The organism is Cupriavidus sp. NPDC089707 (assembly GCF_044748965.1).
Lineage (GTDB): Bacteria > Pseudomonadota > Gammaproteobacteria > Burkholderiales > Burkholderiaceae > Cupriavidus.
This window is the reverse complement of the sequence record NZ_JBIVHB010000001.1, coordinates 383,895-400,713: the sequence shown is the minus strand read 5'-3', so window position 1 is coordinate 400,713 and position 16,819 is coordinate 383,895. Positions and strand designations below refer to the sequence as shown.

Sequence of the window (16,819 nt, the reverse complement as noted above, 5' to 3'; positions counted from 1 at the left end):
CCTTGCCGGGGCGATACTGCCCCGGCGCCCCGGTGCGCCAAAGCCGCCGCCCAGCTCCGACCGATTTGCACCGCCCTTTGCACCGCACCCGTCCATGACGCCCGATACGGCCCCGCCGAGCCACCAGGCCGCCACTGTCCATTCCGCCGCGCCGCGCCGCTGGCAGCCCCTGCTGCTGGCCGGTGCCGGCTATTTCGTTCTGGCGGCGGTGGGCCTGTGGCTGGCGCGCCTGCCAGGCAACGTGGCCGCGGTATGGCTGCCCAACGCCTTCGCGCTGGGGCTGCTGCTGCACCGCCCGCGCCGCGAGACGCCGTGGCTGCTGGCCGGCATGCTGGGCGCAAACCTGATGGCCAACCATGCCGCCGGCGACAGCACTGCCAGCGCGCTGATGCTGGCCGGCGCCAACCTGGCCGAGATCCTGTGCGCCACCGGCTTGCTGCGGCTGCTCGACCGGCACGCCGGGCTGGTTCGCCACGGGCCGCTGGCATCGTTCGCGGTGATGCTGGCGGTCGCCGGCATCGTCGCCCCGGCGCTGGGCGCCACCGCCGGTGCCGCGGCCATCGGCAGCCTGCACGGCACTCCCTTTGCGTCGGTTTGGTGGACCTGGTGGCAGGCCAGCGCGCTGGGCATGGCGCTGCTGCTGCCGATGATGCTGTCGATGACGCGCGGGCGCGTGCGCGCCGCCTTCGCGCGGCCACTGCTGGTGCCACAGGCCGGCCTGCTGGCGCTGTGCCTGGCCATCGGCGCGCTCGCGCAATGGCAGGGCCACGACCCGTTTGCCGCGATGTCGCTGCCGCTGGTGCTGGTGGCGCTGGCCGGCAACCCGTTCGCCACCGCGCTGCTGACGCTGGTGGCGACGCTGTCGCTGCAGGCGCTGATGCTGGCCGGGCACGGCCATGAAGCGGTGCCGCTGTCGGCCGCGGTGATCATGGTGTTCCCGGTCTGCATCGCCTACCTGACCGAACAGAACCGCCATGGCCGCACCAGCCTGCGCAGCAGCGAGAAGCGCTTCCGCCAGGCCATGGAGCATTCGGCGATCGGCATGGCGCTGGTTGGAATGGAGGGCCGCTGGGAGACCGTCAACCGCGCCATGACCGAGCTGCTGGGCTACAGCGACGAGGAGTTGCGCGCCATCACCTTCCAGCAGTTGACCCACCCCGACGACCTGACCGACGACCTGCGCCAGGCGGCGCTGCTGATGGACGGCAAGATCGAGTCCTACCGCATGGAGAAGCGCTACCGCCACAAGGACGGCCAGTACCGCTGGGCGCTGCTGGCGGTCTCGCTGGCGCGCGACGAGCACACCGGCGCGCCGCAGCACTTTATTGCCCAGGTCGAAGACGTCCATGCGCGCAAGCTGGCGCAGGGAGAGCTGGAACGGCTGTCGCGCCGCATCCAGCTGGCAGTGGAGGCCGGCGGCGTCGGCATCTGGGAATGGGACTTCGCCAGCGCCGTCATCACCTGGGATGCCCGCATGCATGCGCTGCACGACACCAATCCCGCGCTGGGCGCGCCGCAGGCCGAGCAGTGGATCGCCATGCTGCACCCGGAAGACGTCAGCCGCGTCAGTGCCGAGATGCGCCAGGCGATCCGTGGCGCCGCGCCGTTCGACACCGAATACCGCATCCGCCGCCCCGACGGCGCGGTGCGCCACGTGCGCGCCATGGCCATGGTCACGCGCGGCGCCGACGGCATGGCGCATGCGCTGGTCGGCACCAACTGGGACATCACCGAGCAGCGCCGCCTGACCGAGGCGCTGTTCGAAGAGAAAGAGCGCCTGCAAATCACGCTGCGCTCGATCGGCGATGCGGTGATCTGCACCGACGCCAATATGCACGTCACCTTCATGAACCCGATCGCCGAGCAGCTGACCGGCTGGACCCTGTGCAGCGCCAGCGGATTGCCGCTTGAGCAGGTCTTCCGCATCGTCGACGAAGCCACCGGCGATCCGATCCCCAGCCCGGTCGAATCCTGCCTGCGCACGCTGACGCCTGCCTACCTGCAGGACGGCGCGGTGCTGCAGAGCCTGACCGGCGAACGCCACGACGTACAGGACTCCGCCGCACCGGTGCTGACCGCCGCCGGCGAGGTGCTGGGCGCGGTGCTGGTGTTCCAGGACATCACCACCGCGCGCGCGCTGCAGCGCGAGCTGGCGCGCTCGGCCATGCACGACGCGCTCACCGGCCTGCCCAACCGCACCTGGTTCGAAAAGCGCCTGCGCGAGGCTTGCGACGCCGCGCGGCTGCATGGCCACCGCGCCGCGCTGTGCTTCATCGACCTGGACCGCTTCAAGATCGTCAATGACACTGCCGGGCACGGCGCCGGCGACGTGCTGCTGCGTGAGCTGGGCTACCTGATCCGCAACCACGTGCGCCCCGACGACCTGCTGGCGCGGCTGGGCGGCGACGAGTTCGCGCTGCTGCTCAAGGACTGCACCGTGGACCAGGCAGAGCAGGTCTGCCAGGGCGTGATCGACACCATCCGCGGCCGCCGCTTCCCGTGGGAAGGGCGGGTCTATGACGTGGGCGCCAGCATCGGCATCGCCGCGATCGACCTCGACGTGCCGCCCGTCAGCGAACTGATGAGCCGCGCCGACGTCGCCTGCTACGCCGCCAAGGCCGCCGGCCGCAGCCGGGTCTCGGTCTACCGGCGCGACGAGAGCGACGCGCGCCGCCACCATCGTGAACTGGAAGTCGCCGCGGGCATCCACTCGGCGCTGGAAGCCAACCGCTTCCGCCTGTTCGCGCAGGAAATCCGCGCGCTGCAGCCTGCCGGCAAGGGACGTGGCGACCACCGCCACATCGAGATCCTGGTGCGCATGGTCGACGAGAACGGGGACATGATCCTGCCCGGCGCCTTCATTCCCGCCGCCGAGCGCTACGACCTGATGGGCCATGTCGACCGCTGGGTCATCCACAACGTGCTGCACGGCTACGGCGAGCGGCTGCGTGCGGTGCCGGGGTTGTCGGTATCGATCAACCTGTCGGCCAACTCGCTGGGCGAGCCATTCCTGCTGCCCTTCCTGCATGCCGAGCTGGATGCCAGCGCGCTGCCCGCCGACCGGATCCGGCTCGAAATCACCGAGACGGCGCTGATCAACAACATGGCGGCGGCCAACCGGCTGGTGTCGGAGATGCGGCGCGCAGGCTGCACCGTGTCGCTCGATGACTTTGGCTCGGGGCTGTCGTCGTTTGCGTACCTGAAGCAGTTTCCGGTCGATTTCCTGAAGATCGACGGCAGCTTTATCCGCCAGCTTGCCGACAACGCCGTGGACCGCGAGATCGTCAGTTCGATCAACGACATTGGCCACCGGTTGGGCGTGAAGACCGTGGCAGAGTGGGTGGAGGACGAACGCACGCTCAACGCGCTGCGCGCGATCGGCGTCGACTATGCGCAGGGCTATGCGATCGGGCGGCCGACGCCTCTCGATGCATTCCTGCAGGCGTGCGGGCCGCGCGGCGTCGAACAACACCAGGGGGCGTGATACATTCGGCGGCTGTCGCCACCCGGGGGAAACCGTTGCCGCTCGAATCCACGCCGGCGCCGCTCTATGCGCGCGTCAAGCAACACATCAGCAGCAGGATTGCTGACGGCAGCTGGCCGCCTCACCATCGCGTGCCCTCCGAGGCTGAGCTGGTCGAAGCGCTGGGCGTCAGCCGCATGACAGTGCATCGGGCGCTGCGCGAGCTGACTGCGGAGGGGATGCTGGTGCGGCTGCAGGGCGTGGGGACGTTTGTTGCCGAGCCCAAGCTGCGGACGGCGCTGTATGCGGTCAACAATATTGCGGATGACATTGCGGCGCGGGGGCATCGGCATCATGCGCGCGTGATCAGCGTGCAGGAAGAACGCGCCGGCGCGGCGCAGGCTGCAGCGCTGGATGTGCCGCTGGATCAGCGCGTGTTTCACTCCGTGATTGTTCATTACGAAGATGATGTAGCGATTCAGTTGGAGGATCGCTATGTCAATGCCTTGGTTGCGCCGGATTATCTGGAGCAGGACTTCACGCGTGAAACGCCTTACCAATACCTGACGCGCGTCGCGCCGCTGACTGAAGGCGAGCACGTTGTGGAGGCCGTGCTGGCGCATCCGGGTGAGTGTGCGTTGCTGAATATCGACCAGGGTGAGCCTTGCCTGCTGATCCGGAGACGGACATGGTCAGCAGGAAGGGTCGTGACCTCGGTCCGGCTGGTGCATCCGGGGTCGTTGCATCGGTTGGAAGGTCGGTTCACTTCATAGGCCGCCCCGAAGAACGTCGGTCCGTATCCTGTGCCGCGGTTTCGGCCGCAACGCAGGTTAGTGCACGGGCCGCGCGGCCAGCCCCAAACGCTCGGTGACCGCGAGCAGGCGGCGATCCCGCGTCCATAGCGCACTGCCAGGCGTCAATCGGGTGGCGGCCAGCAGATGCGCATCCACGTAGCCAATTCCGATTCCGTACAACTTCTGGTCACCGATCATCCGGTCGACTTCGTCGTCTGTCGCCACGACGGCGCCTGGCAAATCCCGCAAAGCGTCCAGCACCAGGTCACGCTGCCGCAGGCTGCCCAGCGCGATCTCGCCGATCACAAACGGATGCACCAGGACACGGCTGGCGTCGAGCAGGGCTGCCAGTGCCGCGTCGCCGGAACGCAGATGGTCGATCCATACCGAAGTGTCGACCAGGATCATGCCGGCTCCGGGCGGCGGCGCGGCGCGGACTCCAGGTCCGGTTCAGTACCCCCGAGACGGCTCAGGCGGCGGGCGCTTTCCCGCTCGATCAGTGCCCGCAGCGCTTCGCGCACGAGCGAGGATTTTTCCGACAGGCCAGTCAGCGCCTGGGCCTTGAGCAGCAAATCATCGTCCAGGGCAAGTGTAGTGCGCATGGAAAACCTCCTCGGCTGGGTTTACGGCATGGATTTTAGCATCATTTAATGCCTAAATCCGTGCTCACCTGAATGTGCGCCGATTGGCGACCAACCAGGCGGCCCCAATGCCACATCGCGCAGCAACTACGGGATAACCCCGATACATCCGTACCTGTATATACAAGAATATACATGCCTATGCGTCGCCCAAAAAAAGCGACACCTCAAGGCAAAGCACAGAGACACCGAAGGAGCCCGTCCCAATGACCACCACCCGCTTCCGCGACACCGAGATCCGCGCCCCGCGCGGCACCAAACTCACCGCCAAGAGCTGGCTGACCGAAGCCCCGCTGCGCATGCTGATGAACAACCTCGACCCCGAGGTCGCGGAGAACCCGAAGGAACTGGTGGTCTACGGCGGCATCGGGCGCGCCGCCCGCAACTGGGAGTGCTACGACCGCATCGTCGAAGCCCTGACCCGCCTGGAAGACGACCAGACCCTGCTGGTCCAGTCCGGCAAGCCGGTCGGCGTGTTCCAGACCCACCGCGACGCTCCCCGCGTGCTGATCGCCAACTCCAACCTGGTCCCCCACTGGGCCAACTGGGAACACTTCAACGAACTCGACGCCAAGGGCCTGGCCATGTACGGCCAGATGACCGCCGGCAGCTGGATCTACATCGGCAGCCAGGGCATCGTGCAGGGCACGTATGAAACCTTCGTCGAAGCCGGCCGCCAGCACTACAACGGCGACCTGAAGGGCCGCTGGGTGCTGACCGCGGGCCTGGGCGGCATGGGCGGCGCGCAGCCGCTGGCTGCGACGCTGGCCGGCGCCTGCTCGCTTAATATCGAATGCCAGCAAAGCCGTATCGACTTCCGCCTGAAGACCCGCTACGTGGACGAACAGGCCACCGACCTGGACGACGCGCTGGCCCGCATCGACCGCTACACGTCGCAAGGCAAGGCCATCTCGATCGCGCTGTGCGCCAACGCCGCCGAAGTGCTGCCCGAACTGGTGCGCCGCGGCGTGCGGCCCGACATGGTCACCGACCAGACCAGCGCGCACGACCCGCTCAATGGCTACCTGCCGGCAGGCTGGACCTGGGACGAATACCGCGAGCGCGCGCAGCGCGAGCCGGCCGTGGTGGTGAAGGCCGCCAAGGCCTCGATGGCCGCGCATGTGCAAGCCATGCTGGCGTTCCAGAAGCTGGGCGTGCCGACCTTTGACTACGGCAACAACATCCGCCAGATGGCCAAGGAAGAAGGCGTGGCCAACGCCTTTGATTTCCCCGGTTTCGTGCCCGCCTATATCCGCCCGCTGTTCTGCCGCGGCATCGGCCCGTTCCGCTGGGCCGCGCTGTCGGGCGATCCGCAGGACATCTACAAGACCGACGCCAAGGTCAAGGAACTGATTCCCGATGACGAGCACCTGCACCGCTGGCTCGACATGGCGCGCGAGCGCATCAGCTTCCAGGGCCTGCCGGCGCGGATCTGCTGGGTCGGCCTGGGACTGCGGGCCAAGCTGGGCCTGGCGTTCAACGAGATGGTCCGCAGCGGCGAGCTGTCGGCGCCGGTCGTGATCGGCCGCGACCACCTGGACTCGGGCTCGGTCGCCAGCCCCAACCGCGAGACCGAAGCCATGCAGGACGGCTCCGACGCCGTGTCCGACTGGCCGCTGCTGAACGCGCTGCTGAACACCGCCAGTGGCGCCACCTGGGTCTCGCTGCACCACGGCGGCGGCGTGGGCATGGGCTTCTCGCAGCATTCCGGCGTGGTGATCGTGTGCGATGGCACCGATGAAGCCGCCGCGCGCATCGCCCGCGTGCTGCACAACGACCCCGCCACCGGCGTGATGCGCCATGCCGACGCCGGCTACCAGATCGCCGTCGACTGCGCGCGCGAGCAGGGGCTGGACCTGCCGATGCTGCGCGACTGACCAGCGTTCAAGAACCCAGTGTTTGCTCCCCTCTCCCACTGGCGTGGGAGAGGGGAGCAAACCAACGCATTCCTACAGGAGACAACCGCATGCCATCCAATACCACTGCGCCCGCCTACGATGGTGTAGCCGGCGCCCAGGCGGGCGCCCACACCCCAGCCCTGTCGCGCACGCGCGCCATTGCCGCCATCACCATCGGCAATGGCCTCGAGTTCTACGATTTCGTGGTCTACAGCTTCTTTGCCACGCTGATCGGCCGGCTCTACTTCCCTGTCGACAACCCCACCGGCCAGCTGCTGATGTCGTTCGCCACCTTTGGCGTCGGCTTCCTGATGCGTCCGCTCGGCGGCCTGCTGATCGGCATGTACGCCGACCGCGCCGGGCGCAAGCCGGCGGTGGCGCTGACGCTGTGGCTGATGGGCCTGAGTTCGCTGATCTTTGTGGTCACGCCGCCGTACGCGCAGATCGGTATCCTCGCGCCGATCATGGTGGTGATCGCCCGGCTGGTGCAGGGCTTCGCCATCGGCGGCGAGATGGGCGCTTCCACCGCGCTGCTGCTGGAATACGCCGATGACCGCACGCGCGGCTTCTATACCGCCTGGCAGCCGTTCAGCCAGGGCCTGGCGGCGCTGCTGGGCGCGATCACCGGACTGGTGCTGAGCAATGTGCTGGCGCCGGCCGACCTGGAAGCGTGGGGCTGGCGCCTGGCCTTCCTGATCGGCATCCTGGTGATTCCCGTCGGCCTGCTGATCCGCCGCCGGCTGGAAGAGACCGCCGCGCCCGCGCGCCACGGCGAGCACCCCGCGCAATGGCCGCTGCTGCGTGCGCACGCCCGCGAGGTCCTTGCCAGCATCCTGCTGATGATCGGGCTGGCCTCGTCCACCTACATCGTCGTCTACTACATCAGCAACTATGCCGTGAGCGTGCTGAAGATGCCGCTGTCGCTGAGCATCTGGGCCGCGTGCATCGCGGCGCTGGTGCAGGTGGTGCTGTCGCCGTTCGCAGGCTGGCTCGCTGACCGCATCGGCCGCAAGACCGTGGTGCTGTGGTCGCGCGTGGCGCTGCTGGTGATGATCTACCCGGCGTTCGTGCTCATCAACGCAGAACCGTCGCTCGCACGCCTGCTGCTGGTGGTGGGCTGCCTGTCGGTGCCGATGTCGATGACCGCACCGGCGTCGATGGTACTGGTCAGCGAGGTGCTGCCGCAGCGCCTGCGCGCTACCGGCCTCTCCATCGCCTATTGCGTGGCGATTGCGATCTTCGGTGGCTTTGCGCAGTACTTCTCGACCCGCCTGATCCAGATCACCGGTGACGCCAATGCGCCGGCGCTGTACGTGATCGGCTGCGGCCTGGTCTCGCTGATCGGCCTGGCGATGGTGCCTGAAACCCTGGGGCGCCGGCTGAAATGAGCGACCTGGCCGAACTCGCGCAGGCCGGCGACACGGTCTGGCGCGGCCGGCGCGATGCCGGCGAGGCAGGCGATACGCGCCGCCTGTTCGACATCGTCGCCGGCTGCCACACTGCGGATGCGCCGCGCACGCCGGGCGTGCCGGTGCTGCTGGGCTTCTGCTGCGATGCCGGCGTGCTGCGCAACCAGGGCCGCCCCGGCGCCGCCGGCGGGCCGCGCGAGATTCGCCGCGCGCTGGCGGGCGTGCCGGCGCACGGCATCGGCCGCCTGATCGACGGCGGCGATATCCATTGCGAGGGCGATGCGCTGGAAGACGCGCAGCAGCGGCTGGGCCAGGCCGTCGCCGCCGAGCTGGCGGTGGGCGCGTGGCCGCTGGTGCTTGGCGGCGGCCACGAGGTGGCTTGGGGCACGTGGCAAGGCCTGCGCACGCACCTGGACGCGCACGGCGACCGCGGCCGCGTGCTGGTGGTCAACCTTGATGCGCATTTCGACCTGCGCGGCAGCCGGCCCGCCAGCTCGGGCACGCCCTTCGACCAGATCGCCATCGACTGCCAGCGCCGCGGCCTGCGCTTCGACTACGCCTGCCTGGGCGTGAGCCGGCTCGGCAATACGGCCGCGCTGTTCGCCCGCGCCAGTACGCTCGGGGTGCGCTATGTCGAGGATGTGGACCTGCAGGAGCGCCACCTTGACGCACGGCTGGCCGCGCTGGATGAATGGGTCGCGGAGGCCGACCATGTCTACCTGACGATCGACCTCGATGTGCTGCCCGCGGCAGTGATGCCCGGCGTGTCGGCGCCGGCCGCCTACGGCGTGCCGTTGCCGGTGGTGGAAGCCATCGCCACGCGGCTGCGCGACAGCGGCAAGCTGCGCGTGGCGGATATCGCGGAATTCAATCCGCTGTATGACCGGGATGGGTGTGGGGCGCGGGTGGCGGCAAGGTTGTGCTACAGGCTGCTGGGTGGGTAACGGCAGCACCAAACGCACGAACTGGCCAAAGCAAGATGCGCCCGAGCCGCCCGAACTAGCCTAAGCAAGGTGTTCTCCCTCTCCCCTCAGGGGAGAGGGTTGGGGTGAGGGGTGGTCTAGCTAGGCACCACATCAAGCAAGGCCCTCGGTTCTAACCCACGGGCGTCAGCCTTTGACCCTCCTGCCCTCTCCCCCAGCCCCTCTCCCGCGCGCGGGAGAGGGGAGCAAACCGGCGGCAACCCCCTCCTCAAGCGCCTCCAGCCCCCTCAAAATCCCGGGTTTACACCTACACCGCCGTTCGGATTCCCGAACGCCCCTCCCCGCCGCCCATCCGGATCCCCGAACAGTGCGCCGGCGTCACTTCAATTTCTCCTTTTAATTCAACGGGTTGCATAGCCAGAGCGAGCCCTGTCGCCTGGCACGCCGCGTGCAATATAGGCCGCCGCTTACAGCGCCCAGACAGGTCGGCCGGCACGTTTTCCAACATGCCGGCCTCGCCAAAAAACAAAGGAGGAAACACATGACTGACCCCGCCTTGCCCATCCCCCCTCTCGCCGCCCAGGCGACCCGCTGGCACCTGTTGCCGCGCTGAAAAAAATCCGCATGGCCGGTGCGGCGCCCTCCAAAGCCCTCCAGCCATCCCGCAATACCGACGTCCGACCCTGCCTGCGGGGAACGGACGCACAGGCCTGATCCACGATGAAACTGAATCGACTGCCCACCCTGATCTTCATTGCGATGCTGCTAGGCGTGCTGGTCGGCACCGCCGTGCACAACATGGCGCCGGACGCCGCCACCGCGAAATCGATTGCGAACCACCTGTCCATCCTGACCGACATCTTCCTGCGGATGATCAAGATGATCATCGCGCCGCTGGTGTTCGCCACGCTGGTGGCCGGCATCGCCAGCATGGGCGACGGCCGCGCCGTCGGCCGCATCGGCACGAAGGCGATGATGTGGTTTATCGGCGCCTCGATCACCTCGCTGCTGCTTGGCCTGGTGATGGCCAACGTGCTGCAGCCTGGCCACGGCATGAACCTGCCGCTGCCGGCGGCGGACGCCACTTCGAACCTGAAGACCGGCGCGCTGAACCTGCGCGACTTCATCGCGCACATGTTCCCCAAGAGCTTCGCCGAGGCGATGGCGCACAACGAAATCCTGCAGATCGTGGTGTTCTCGCTGTTCTTCGGCTTCGCCCTGGGCACGGTCAAGGACGGCGTGGGCAAGCCGGTGCTGGAAGGCATCGAGGGCCTGGGCCACGTGATGCTGAAGGTCACCAACTACGTGATGGCATTCGCGCCGGTGGGCGTGTTTGGCGCGATCGCGGCGGTGATCGCCGCGCAGGGCCTGGGTGTGCTGGTCGTGTACGCGAAGCTGATTGGCAGCCTGTACCTGGCGCTGGCGCTGCTGTGGGTGGCGCTGATCGCCGGCGGCTACTACTTCCTGGGCCGTGACGTGTTCCGCCTGCTCAAGCAGATGCGCGCGCCGCTGATGATCGGTTTCGCCACCGCCAGCAGTGAATCGGCCTACCCGAAGGTGATCGACCAGCTGACCCGCTTCGGCGTCAAGGAGCGCATCACCAACTTTGTGCTGCCGCTGGGCTATTCGTTCAACCTGGACGGCTCGATCATGTACACCTCGTTCGCCGCGCTGTTCGTGGCCCAGGTGTATGGCATCGAGCTGTCGCTGAGCCAGCAGATCACCATGCTGCTGGTCCTGCTTGTCACCAGCAAGGGCATCGCCGGCGTGCCGCGCGCCTCGCTGGTGGTGGTCGCCGCCGTGCTGCCGATGTTCGGCCTGCCGGAGGCCGGCATCCTGCTGGTGCTGGGCATCGACCACGTACTCGACATGGGTCGCACCGTGACCAATGTGCTCGGCAATGCCATTGCCACCGCTGTCGTCGCCAAAAGCGAAGGCGCCATCGGCGCGCCGGTACTGTCCGACGAGGATGAACCCGTCGTCGCGGATACCACCACCAGCCTGGCATCGGTCCAGGCCGTGGCGGGCAAGTAACACAGTCCGCCAGGCGTGCCAGGGCCCGGTTGCCGACAAGGCAACCGGGCCTTTTTGCATCCATCGCGCGGGCACCGTCGCGCCGGTGTGGTAAAAGTAGGCACCCGCGCCGCCCTGGTCCCCGAAAAGACTGCCATGGATCACTGTCCCGCCGGCGCGGCCGCTTCGCCCTTGCCTGACCCGACTTCCTGATGACCGGTCCGCTCCACCCTCCCGGCGCTCCCGACGATATCCCGCACGCGCCCGCCGCCACACCCGCCACGCCCTCGCGCCTGCCGCACGGCCTGCGCAGCGCCGCGCCGCTGCTGGCGTTGCTGGCGCTGGCCGTGCTGATCGGGCTGGCCGGCGCGCTCGGCTACCGCTACAGCTACGACAACGCGCTGGCGCGCCAGGCCGAGCGCGGCCAGGTGCAGCTGCGCCTGTACACGCAGGCGCTGGAAAGCGAGCTGGCGCACTACGACTACGTGCCTGGCCTGCTGTCGCTGGACGAGCGCATCTCCGGACTGCTGCTGCGCCCGGACGACGCCGCGCGCGTGGCCCGCGCCAACGAATACCTGACCTCGCTCAATGCCCGCGCCGGCACGCGTGTGGTCTATGTGCTGGACGCCCACGGCAAGGTGCTGGCCACCAGCAACTGGCAGCGCCCCGACAGCTACCTGGGCGAGGACCTCAGCTTCCGCCCCTACTTCCAGGCCGCCATGGAGGGCCAGCTCGGCCGCTTCTACGGCGTCGGCACCACGCGCGGCGAATCCGGCTACTACCTGTCGGCGCCGCTGGGCGAGCGCGACAACCCGGCCGGCGTGGCGGTGGTCAAGATCGGGCTGGAGCCGCTGGAAAACCGCTGGCAGGGCGCCGACAGCCAGATGCTGCTGAGCGACGAGAACGGCGTGGTGATCCTGGCCTCGGACCCGTCCTGGAAGCTGGCCGCGCTGCGCCCGCTGTCTGACGAGACGCGCCAGCGGCTGTGGCGCAGCCTGCAGTACAACCGCGCGCCGCTGCCGCCGCTGACGCTGGTCTCGGTGCGCAAGCTTGCGAACGGAAACGGCGGCAGCAGCGACGAACTGGTGCGCCTGCGCCGCGGGCCGCCGATGCTGGCGCAGCATGCCGCCCTGCCCGGCACCGACTGGCAGCTGACGCTGCTGACCAATACCTCGCAGGCGCGCGTGGCGGCGCTCAACAGCGCCGCGCTGGCGGGCGTGCTGACTGCCTTCGTGCTGCTGCTGGGCGCGGCCTGGAACGTGCGCCGGCGCATCGTCAACGAGCGCCTGGCCGCGCGCGCCGCGCTCGAAGCGGCCAACAGCGAGCTGGAGCGCAAGGTGGCCGAACGCACCGCCGACCTGTCCGCCGCCAACCACCGGCTGCAGGCCGAGGTGGCCGAGCGCATCCGCGCCGAGACCGTGCTGCGCCAGGCGCAGGACGGCCTGCTGCAGGCTGGCAAGCTGGCCGCGGTGGGCCAGATGTCGACCGGCATCGCGCACGAGCTGAACCAGCCCCTGGCGGCGCTGCGCACGCTGTCCGGCAACACCGGCAAGTTCCTCGAGCGCGGCGACTACGCCACCGTGCGCACCAACCTCGACACCATCATCGGGCTGGTCGAGCGCATGGGCCGCATCACCGGCGCGCTCAAGTCGTTCGCGCGCAAGTCCGGCAACGGCCGCAGGCAGGCCCGGCTGGGCGAGGCGGTCGACAACGCGCTGTTCCTGCTGCAGACCCGCGTGGAAGCGGTACAGCCCGAGCTGCAGCGCGACATCGACCCCGAACTGGCCGTGGTCTGCGACCCCAACCGGCTCGAACAGGTGCTGGTCAACCTGCTCGGCAACGCGCTCGATGCGGTCATCGGCCGGCCTGCGCCGCGCATCGCGCTGCATGCGCACGTGACCGGCGGCATGGTCCACCTGACCGTGCGCGACAACGGCGCCGGGCTGTCCGAGGAAGCCTTCGCACGGCTGTTCGAGCCCTTCTTCACCACCAAGCCCGCCGGGCAGGGGCTGGGGCTGGGCCTGACGCTGTCGGCCGGTATCCTCAACGAAAACGGCGGCAGCCTGTCCGCCGCCAACCACCCCGACGGCGGTGCCTGCTTCACGCTGGTGCTGCCGCTGGCGCCGCACGAGGCCAGGCCTCAGGATCCCAGGCATGCCGGCTGAACTGACCGTACTGATCGTCGAGGACGATGCCGACGTGCGCCTGGGCTGCGAGCAGGCGCTGCGCCTGGAGGGGCTGGCCACGCGCGGCGTGGGCAGCGCCGAGGCGGCGCTGCGCGAGGTCAACCCCGGCTACGCCGGCGTGGTGGTCAGCGACATCCGCCTGCCCGGCATGGACGGCATGGCGCTGCTGGCGCAGTTGCGCGAACGCGACCCCGCGCTGCCGGTGATCATGATCACCGGCCACGGCGACGTGGGCCTGGCGGTGCAGGCGATGAAGCAAGGCGCCTACGATTTCCTGGAAAAGCCGTTCTCGCCCGAGCAACTGGTCGACGCCACGCGCCGCGCGCTGGAGCAGCGCCGGCTCGCGCTGGAAGTGTCAGAACTGCGCGAACGCCTTGCTGGACGCGAAAAACTCGAAACCCGCCTGATCGGCCATTCGCCCGCGGTCGAGCGCTTGCGCCGGCTGATCGCCGACCTCGCCGGCACCGACGCCAACGTGCTGATCCACGGCGAGACCGGCACCGGCAAGGAACTGGTAGCCCGCTGCCTGCACGAGGCCAGCCCGCGCCATGCACGCCACTTTGTCGCCATCAATTGCGGCGGCCTGCCCGAACAGCTGTTCGAGAGCGAGATCTTCGGCCATGAAGCGGGCTCGTTCACCGGCGCCGCGCGCCGCCGCATCGGCAAGATCGAGCACGCCGAAGGCGGCACGCTGTTTCTCGACGAGATCGAGAGCATGCCGTTGCCGCTGCAGATCAAGCTGCTGCGCGTGCTGCAGGAGCGCGTGGTGGAGCGGCTCGGCTCGAACCAGCCGGTGCCGGTCAACGCGCGCGTGGTGGCGGCGACCAAGGCCGACCTGCGCGTGCTGTCCGATGCCGGCCAGTTCCGCGCCGACCTGTACTACCGCCTGAACGTGATCACGCTGGAACTGCCGCCGCTGCGCGAGCGGCGCGAAGACGTGCCGGCATTGTTCGAGCATTTCGTCGCGCAGGCGGCGCTGCGCTTCGAGCGCGAGGCCGTGCCCGCCAGCGCGGCCGAGCTGGCGGCGCTGGTGGCCTATCCCTGGCCGGGTAATGTGCGCGAGCTGCGCAACCTGGCCGAGCGCCACGTCCTCGGGCTGGGCTGCAACCCGGGCCAGGGCACTGCCGCCCCGGAAGCGCTGCCGCTGGCGCAGGCGGTCGAGCAGTTCGAGCGCGCGCTGATCGCCGATGCCATGCGCAGGCATGACGGCAACCTGAGCCGCGCCAGCGAGGCGCTTGGCGTGGCCAAGACCACGCTGTTCGACAAGGTGCGCAAGCACGGCCTGCAAGACCGGTAGCGGCTGTCATGCCAGTTGCATGCAATGGGTTGCATCATTGCGTGATACAAATATTCTGGAGCGGCCGCTGAATTCAGCGGCCGCTCCAAAGATGACAGTAGCGCCGGGAACCACCCGGGCAGCACGGTGTCTGCAGTTACTGACTGCGTGTGCACTGGCCCTGCGCAGTCCTCAGTGTGCGTTGAAAAACAAAAGTGCGATGGATTGGTAGTTTTTCTTACTGATTGCCTGACCTTTGCGGCATATTATGGGCTTCCGGCAAATCCGGACCCGGGACGTGCAAAGCAACCAAGCGCGGGCACTCTGCGGGAAATGACAAAAACGTCAAATCGACGATAAATAATCGTCCGGCCGGCGGGGGAGCGGGCCAGGACACAGGGTCAGTCAACCATAGGCAGTGACAAGACGCGGCACAGGTGCCTGGTACCGCGTGCGCCTGGCCGGCGCGGACTGCCTTCAGGACTACGGGTGATTGGATGAAACTGGATCCGGCACTGGCTGAAAAGCCTTACTACAGCACGCGTACAGCGGCAAAACTGCTCAATGTCTCGCTGGGCACTGTCCAGAAGATGGTGGAGCGCGGCGAACTGGGCGCCTGGAAGACCAACGGCGGCCACCGGCGCATCCACAAGGAAACCGTGCATCGCCTGCTGGCGACGCGCATCGGGCCCGAAACCGCGGCGCCCCATGGCCTGGACCTGGTGGTGTTCCACCCCAACCACCAGGAAGCGCAGCGCATCCACGGCCAACTGGCCAAGTGGGGGCTGCCGCTCAAGAGCGTGGTGGTCGACGATGTGCTCGACACCGTCATCACCTCGGTCAGCGCGCATCCACGCGTGGTGCTGTACTACGTCGACGAACTCAACGACGCCGAGTCGGCCACCATCGAGAAACTGCAGAATTTCTTTGCCAGCCAGCACGTGATCTTTGCGGTGATCACCAACCGCCAGGCCTATGAAGGCGTGGCCGACGCGCTGCAGCACTGGGGCATCATGGTGTTTCTGAAGACGCCCTCGCTGGAAGAGGTGAAGGGCTTCCTGCGCGCCCAGCTGATGATGGGGCGCGCCGCCTGAGTTGAATGCTCCCGTCCGGGGAGCGCGTCGCGGTCAGGCCAGCGACGCCAGCCTTTGCAGTTCCACCCCGGCCTCACGGCCTTCGGCCTGCGCCATCATCCAGCCAAAGAGATTGCGCGGATCCGGCGGCATCGCCACCAGCTCCACCGCCCTGCCCGCCCGCCGGGCATGCGCGGCGGCATAGAGCCAGCGCAGCGCGGCGTAGTCTTCCAGCGCAAACCCCACGGAATCGAACACCGTCACTTCGTCGGCCGCGACACGGCCCGGCGCCCCACCGGCCAGCACCTGCCACAGCTCCGTCACGGGCGAATCGGCGGGCAACTGCTGGATCTCGCCTTCGATGCGCGTCTGCGGTTCGTACTCCACCACGATGCGCGCCTGGCGCAGGATGTCGGCATGCAACTCGGTCTTGCCGGGGCAATCTCCGCCAACCGCGTTCAGGTGCATGCCCGGGCGCACCTGCGCCGGCGTCAGGATGGTGGCGCGGGTCTTGTCGGCGGTCACGGTGGACACGATGTCGGCGTCGTCCAGCGCGGCCTGCACAGACTCCGCGGCGCGGATCACCAGCCCCGGCACCCCGGCAAGGTTGCGCATCAGCCGCGCCGTGGCGACGGGGTCGATATCGTAGGCGGCGATCTCGCGCACGCCCAGCATGGCGTGGAAGGCAAGCACCTGGAACTCCGCCTGCGCGCCGTTGCCGATCAGCGCCATGGTGCGCACACCCGGCCGCGCCATCGCCTGCGCGGCCAGCGCCGAGGTGGCGGCAGTGCGCAGCGCGGTGGCCAGCGTCAGGTCGGCCAGCATCAGCGGGAAGCCGGTTTCCACTTCGGCCAGCAGGCCGCACGCCATCACGGTCGGCATGCCATGCTGCGCGTTGCGCGGATGGCCGTTGACGTACTTGAACGCGTACTGGATGCCGTCGCTCACCGGCATCAGCTCGATCACGCCGCGCGCGGAATGGCTGGCCAGGCGGGCGGACTTGTCGAAGGCATCCCAGCGCAGGAAATCCTGGCGGATATGCTCTGCCATCTGCACGATGGCGGGCTGCACGCCGACCGCGGCCACCAGCCGGGCCACGTCGTTGGCGTCGAGGAACAGCGACCGGGCGGTCTCTTTCATCAT

12 protein-coding genes are annotated in these 16,819 nt (G+C 68.3%); 9 read left to right on the top strand and 3 right to left on the bottom strand.

From position 1 onward, the window contains the following. Positions 1–94: 94 nt before the first annotated feature. Together ACIP1U_RS01895 and hutC are read left to right on the top strand one after the other, a co-directional pair. Complete coding sequence (locus ACIP1U_RS01895; RefSeq protein ID WP_400311013.1) at positions 95–3,484, top strand: diguanylate cyclase; 3,390 nt, start codon at positions 95–97, stop codon at positions 3,482–3,484. A gap of 35 nt (positions 3,485–3,519) precedes the next feature. Further along, positions 3,520–4,236 (top strand): histidine utilization repressor, encoded by a 717-nt coding sequence (gene hutC / locus ACIP1U_RS01890; protein ID WP_400311010.1) that lies wholly within the window; start codon positions 3,520–3,522, stop codon positions 4,234–4,236. A gap of 57 nt (positions 4,237–4,293) precedes the next feature. On the opposite strand, the gene ACIP1U_RS01885 is transcribed toward hutC, so the two are convergent. Both ACIP1U_RS01885 and ACIP1U_RS01880 read right to left on the bottom strand, forming a co-directional pair. Beyond that, a complete protein-coding gene (locus ACIP1U_RS01885) occupies positions 4,294–4,665 on the bottom strand; it encodes a type II toxin-antitoxin system VapC family toxin (protein WP_400311007.1) in 372 nt (123 codons plus the stop codon). Then, entirely contained in the window at positions 4,662–4,859 is a 198-nt protein-coding gene (locus ACIP1U_RS01880; protein WP_400311004.1) for a type II toxin-antitoxin system VapB family antitoxin, read from the bottom strand. The genes ACIP1U_RS01885 and ACIP1U_RS01880 overlap by 4 nt, the downstream gene beginning before the upstream one ends. 245 nt (positions 4,860–5,104) lie before the next feature. Here ACIP1U_RS01880 and hutU point away from each other — a divergent pair, with 245 nt between their 5' ends. From hutU to ACIP1U_RS01845, 7 genes are all read left to right on the top strand, one after another. After that, on the top strand, positions 5,105–6,775 hold the full coding sequence (hutU, locus tag ACIP1U_RS01875) for a urocanate hydratase (protein ID WP_400311001.1): 1,671 nt from the start codon (positions 5,105–5,107) through the stop codon (positions 6,773–6,775). Between the two features lie 89 nt (positions 6,776–6,864). Beyond that, the gene (locus ACIP1U_RS01870) at positions 6,865–8,184 is read left to right on the top strand and encodes an MFS transporter (RefSeq protein WP_400310998.1); all 1,320 of its coding nucleotides are present in this window, start codon (positions 6,865–6,867) and stop codon (positions 8,182–8,184) included. Next, entirely contained in the window at positions 8,181–9,149 is a 969-nt protein-coding gene (gene hutG / locus ACIP1U_RS01865) for a formimidoylglutamase (RefSeq protein WP_400310995.1), read from the top strand. The genes ACIP1U_RS01870 and hutG overlap by 4 nt, the downstream gene beginning before the upstream one ends. 699 nt (positions 9,150–9,848) lie before the next feature. Then, a complete protein-coding gene (locus tag ACIP1U_RS01860; RefSeq protein ID WP_400310993.1) occupies positions 9,849–11,162 on the top strand; it encodes a dicarboxylate/amino acid:cation symporter in 1,314 nt (437 codons plus the stop codon). Positions 11,163–11,353: 191 nt separating this feature from the next. Then, entirely contained in the window at positions 11,354–13,306 is a 1,953-nt protein-coding gene (locus tag ACIP1U_RS01855) for an ATP-binding protein (protein ID WP_400310990.1), read from the top strand. Then, the gene (locus ACIP1U_RS01850) at positions 13,296–14,624 is read left to right on the top strand and encodes a sigma-54-dependent transcriptional regulator (protein WP_400310987.1); all 1,329 of its coding nucleotides are present in this window, start codon (positions 13,296–13,298) and stop codon (positions 14,622–14,624) included. Before ACIP1U_RS01855 ends, ACIP1U_RS01850 begins: the two co-directional genes overlap by 11 nt. A 476-nt stretch (positions 14,625–15,100) precedes the next feature. After that, positions 15,101–15,697 carry a helix-turn-helix domain-containing protein gene (locus tag ACIP1U_RS01845; RefSeq protein WP_400310984.1) on the top strand — a complete coding sequence of 199 codons (597 nt, stop codon included), beginning with the start codon at positions 15,101–15,103 and terminating at the stop codon, positions 15,695–15,697. 33 nt (positions 15,698–15,730) lie between these two features. Here the strand turns inward: ACIP1U_RS01845 and ACIP1U_RS01840 are convergent, their stop codons facing one another. Continuing rightward, positions 15,731–16,816, bottom strand: coding sequence for an ornithine cyclodeaminase (locus ACIP1U_RS01840; protein WP_400310981.1), 1,086 nt, complete (start codon positions 16,814–16,816; stop codon positions 15,731–15,733). Positions 16,817–16,819 lie beyond the last annotated feature (3 nt).

Excerpts from the sequence above, each read along its gene's own strand:
- ACIP1U_RS01895 (WP_400311013.1), top strand. The coding sequence starts at position 95 with ATGACGCCCGATACGGCCCCGCCGAGCCACCAGGCCGCCACTGTCCAT.
- ACIP1U_RS01885 (WP_400311007.1), bottom strand. The coding sequence starts at position 4,665 with ATGATCCTGGTCGACACTTCGGTATGGATCGACCATCTGCGTTCCGGC.
- ACIP1U_RS01880 (WP_400311004.1), bottom strand. The coding sequence starts at position 4,859 with ATGCGCACTACACTTGCCCTGGACGATGATTTGCTGCTCAAGGCCCAG.
- hutU (WP_400311001.1), top strand. The coding sequence starts at position 5,105 with ATGACCACCACCCGCTTCCGCGACACCGAGATCCGCGCCCCGCGCGGC.
- ACIP1U_RS01870 (WP_400310998.1), top strand. The coding sequence starts at position 6,865 with ATGCCATCCAATACCACTGCGCCCGCCTACGATGGTGTAGCCGGCGCC.
- hutG (WP_400310995.1), top strand. The coding sequence starts at position 8,181 with ATGAGCGACCTGGCCGAACTCGCGCAGGCCGGCGACACGGTCTGGCGC.
- ACIP1U_RS01860 (WP_400310993.1), top strand. The coding sequence starts at position 9,849 with ATGAAACTGAATCGACTGCCCACCCTGATCTTCATTGCGATGCTGCTA.
- ACIP1U_RS01855 (WP_400310990.1), top strand. The coding sequence starts at position 11,354 with ATGACCGGTCCGCTCCACCCTCCCGGCGCTCCCGACGATATCCCGCAC.
- ACIP1U_RS01850 (WP_400310987.1), top strand. The coding sequence starts at position 13,296 with ATGCCGGCTGAACTGACCGTACTGATCGTCGAGGACGATGCCGACGTG.
- ACIP1U_RS01845 (WP_400310984.1), top strand. The coding sequence starts at position 15,101 with ATGAAACTGGATCCGGCACTGGCTGAAAAGCCTTACTACAGCACGCGT.
- ACIP1U_RS01840 (WP_400310981.1), bottom strand. The coding sequence starts at position 16,816 with ATGAAAGAGACCGCCCGGTCGCTGTTCCTCGACGCCAACGACGTGGCC.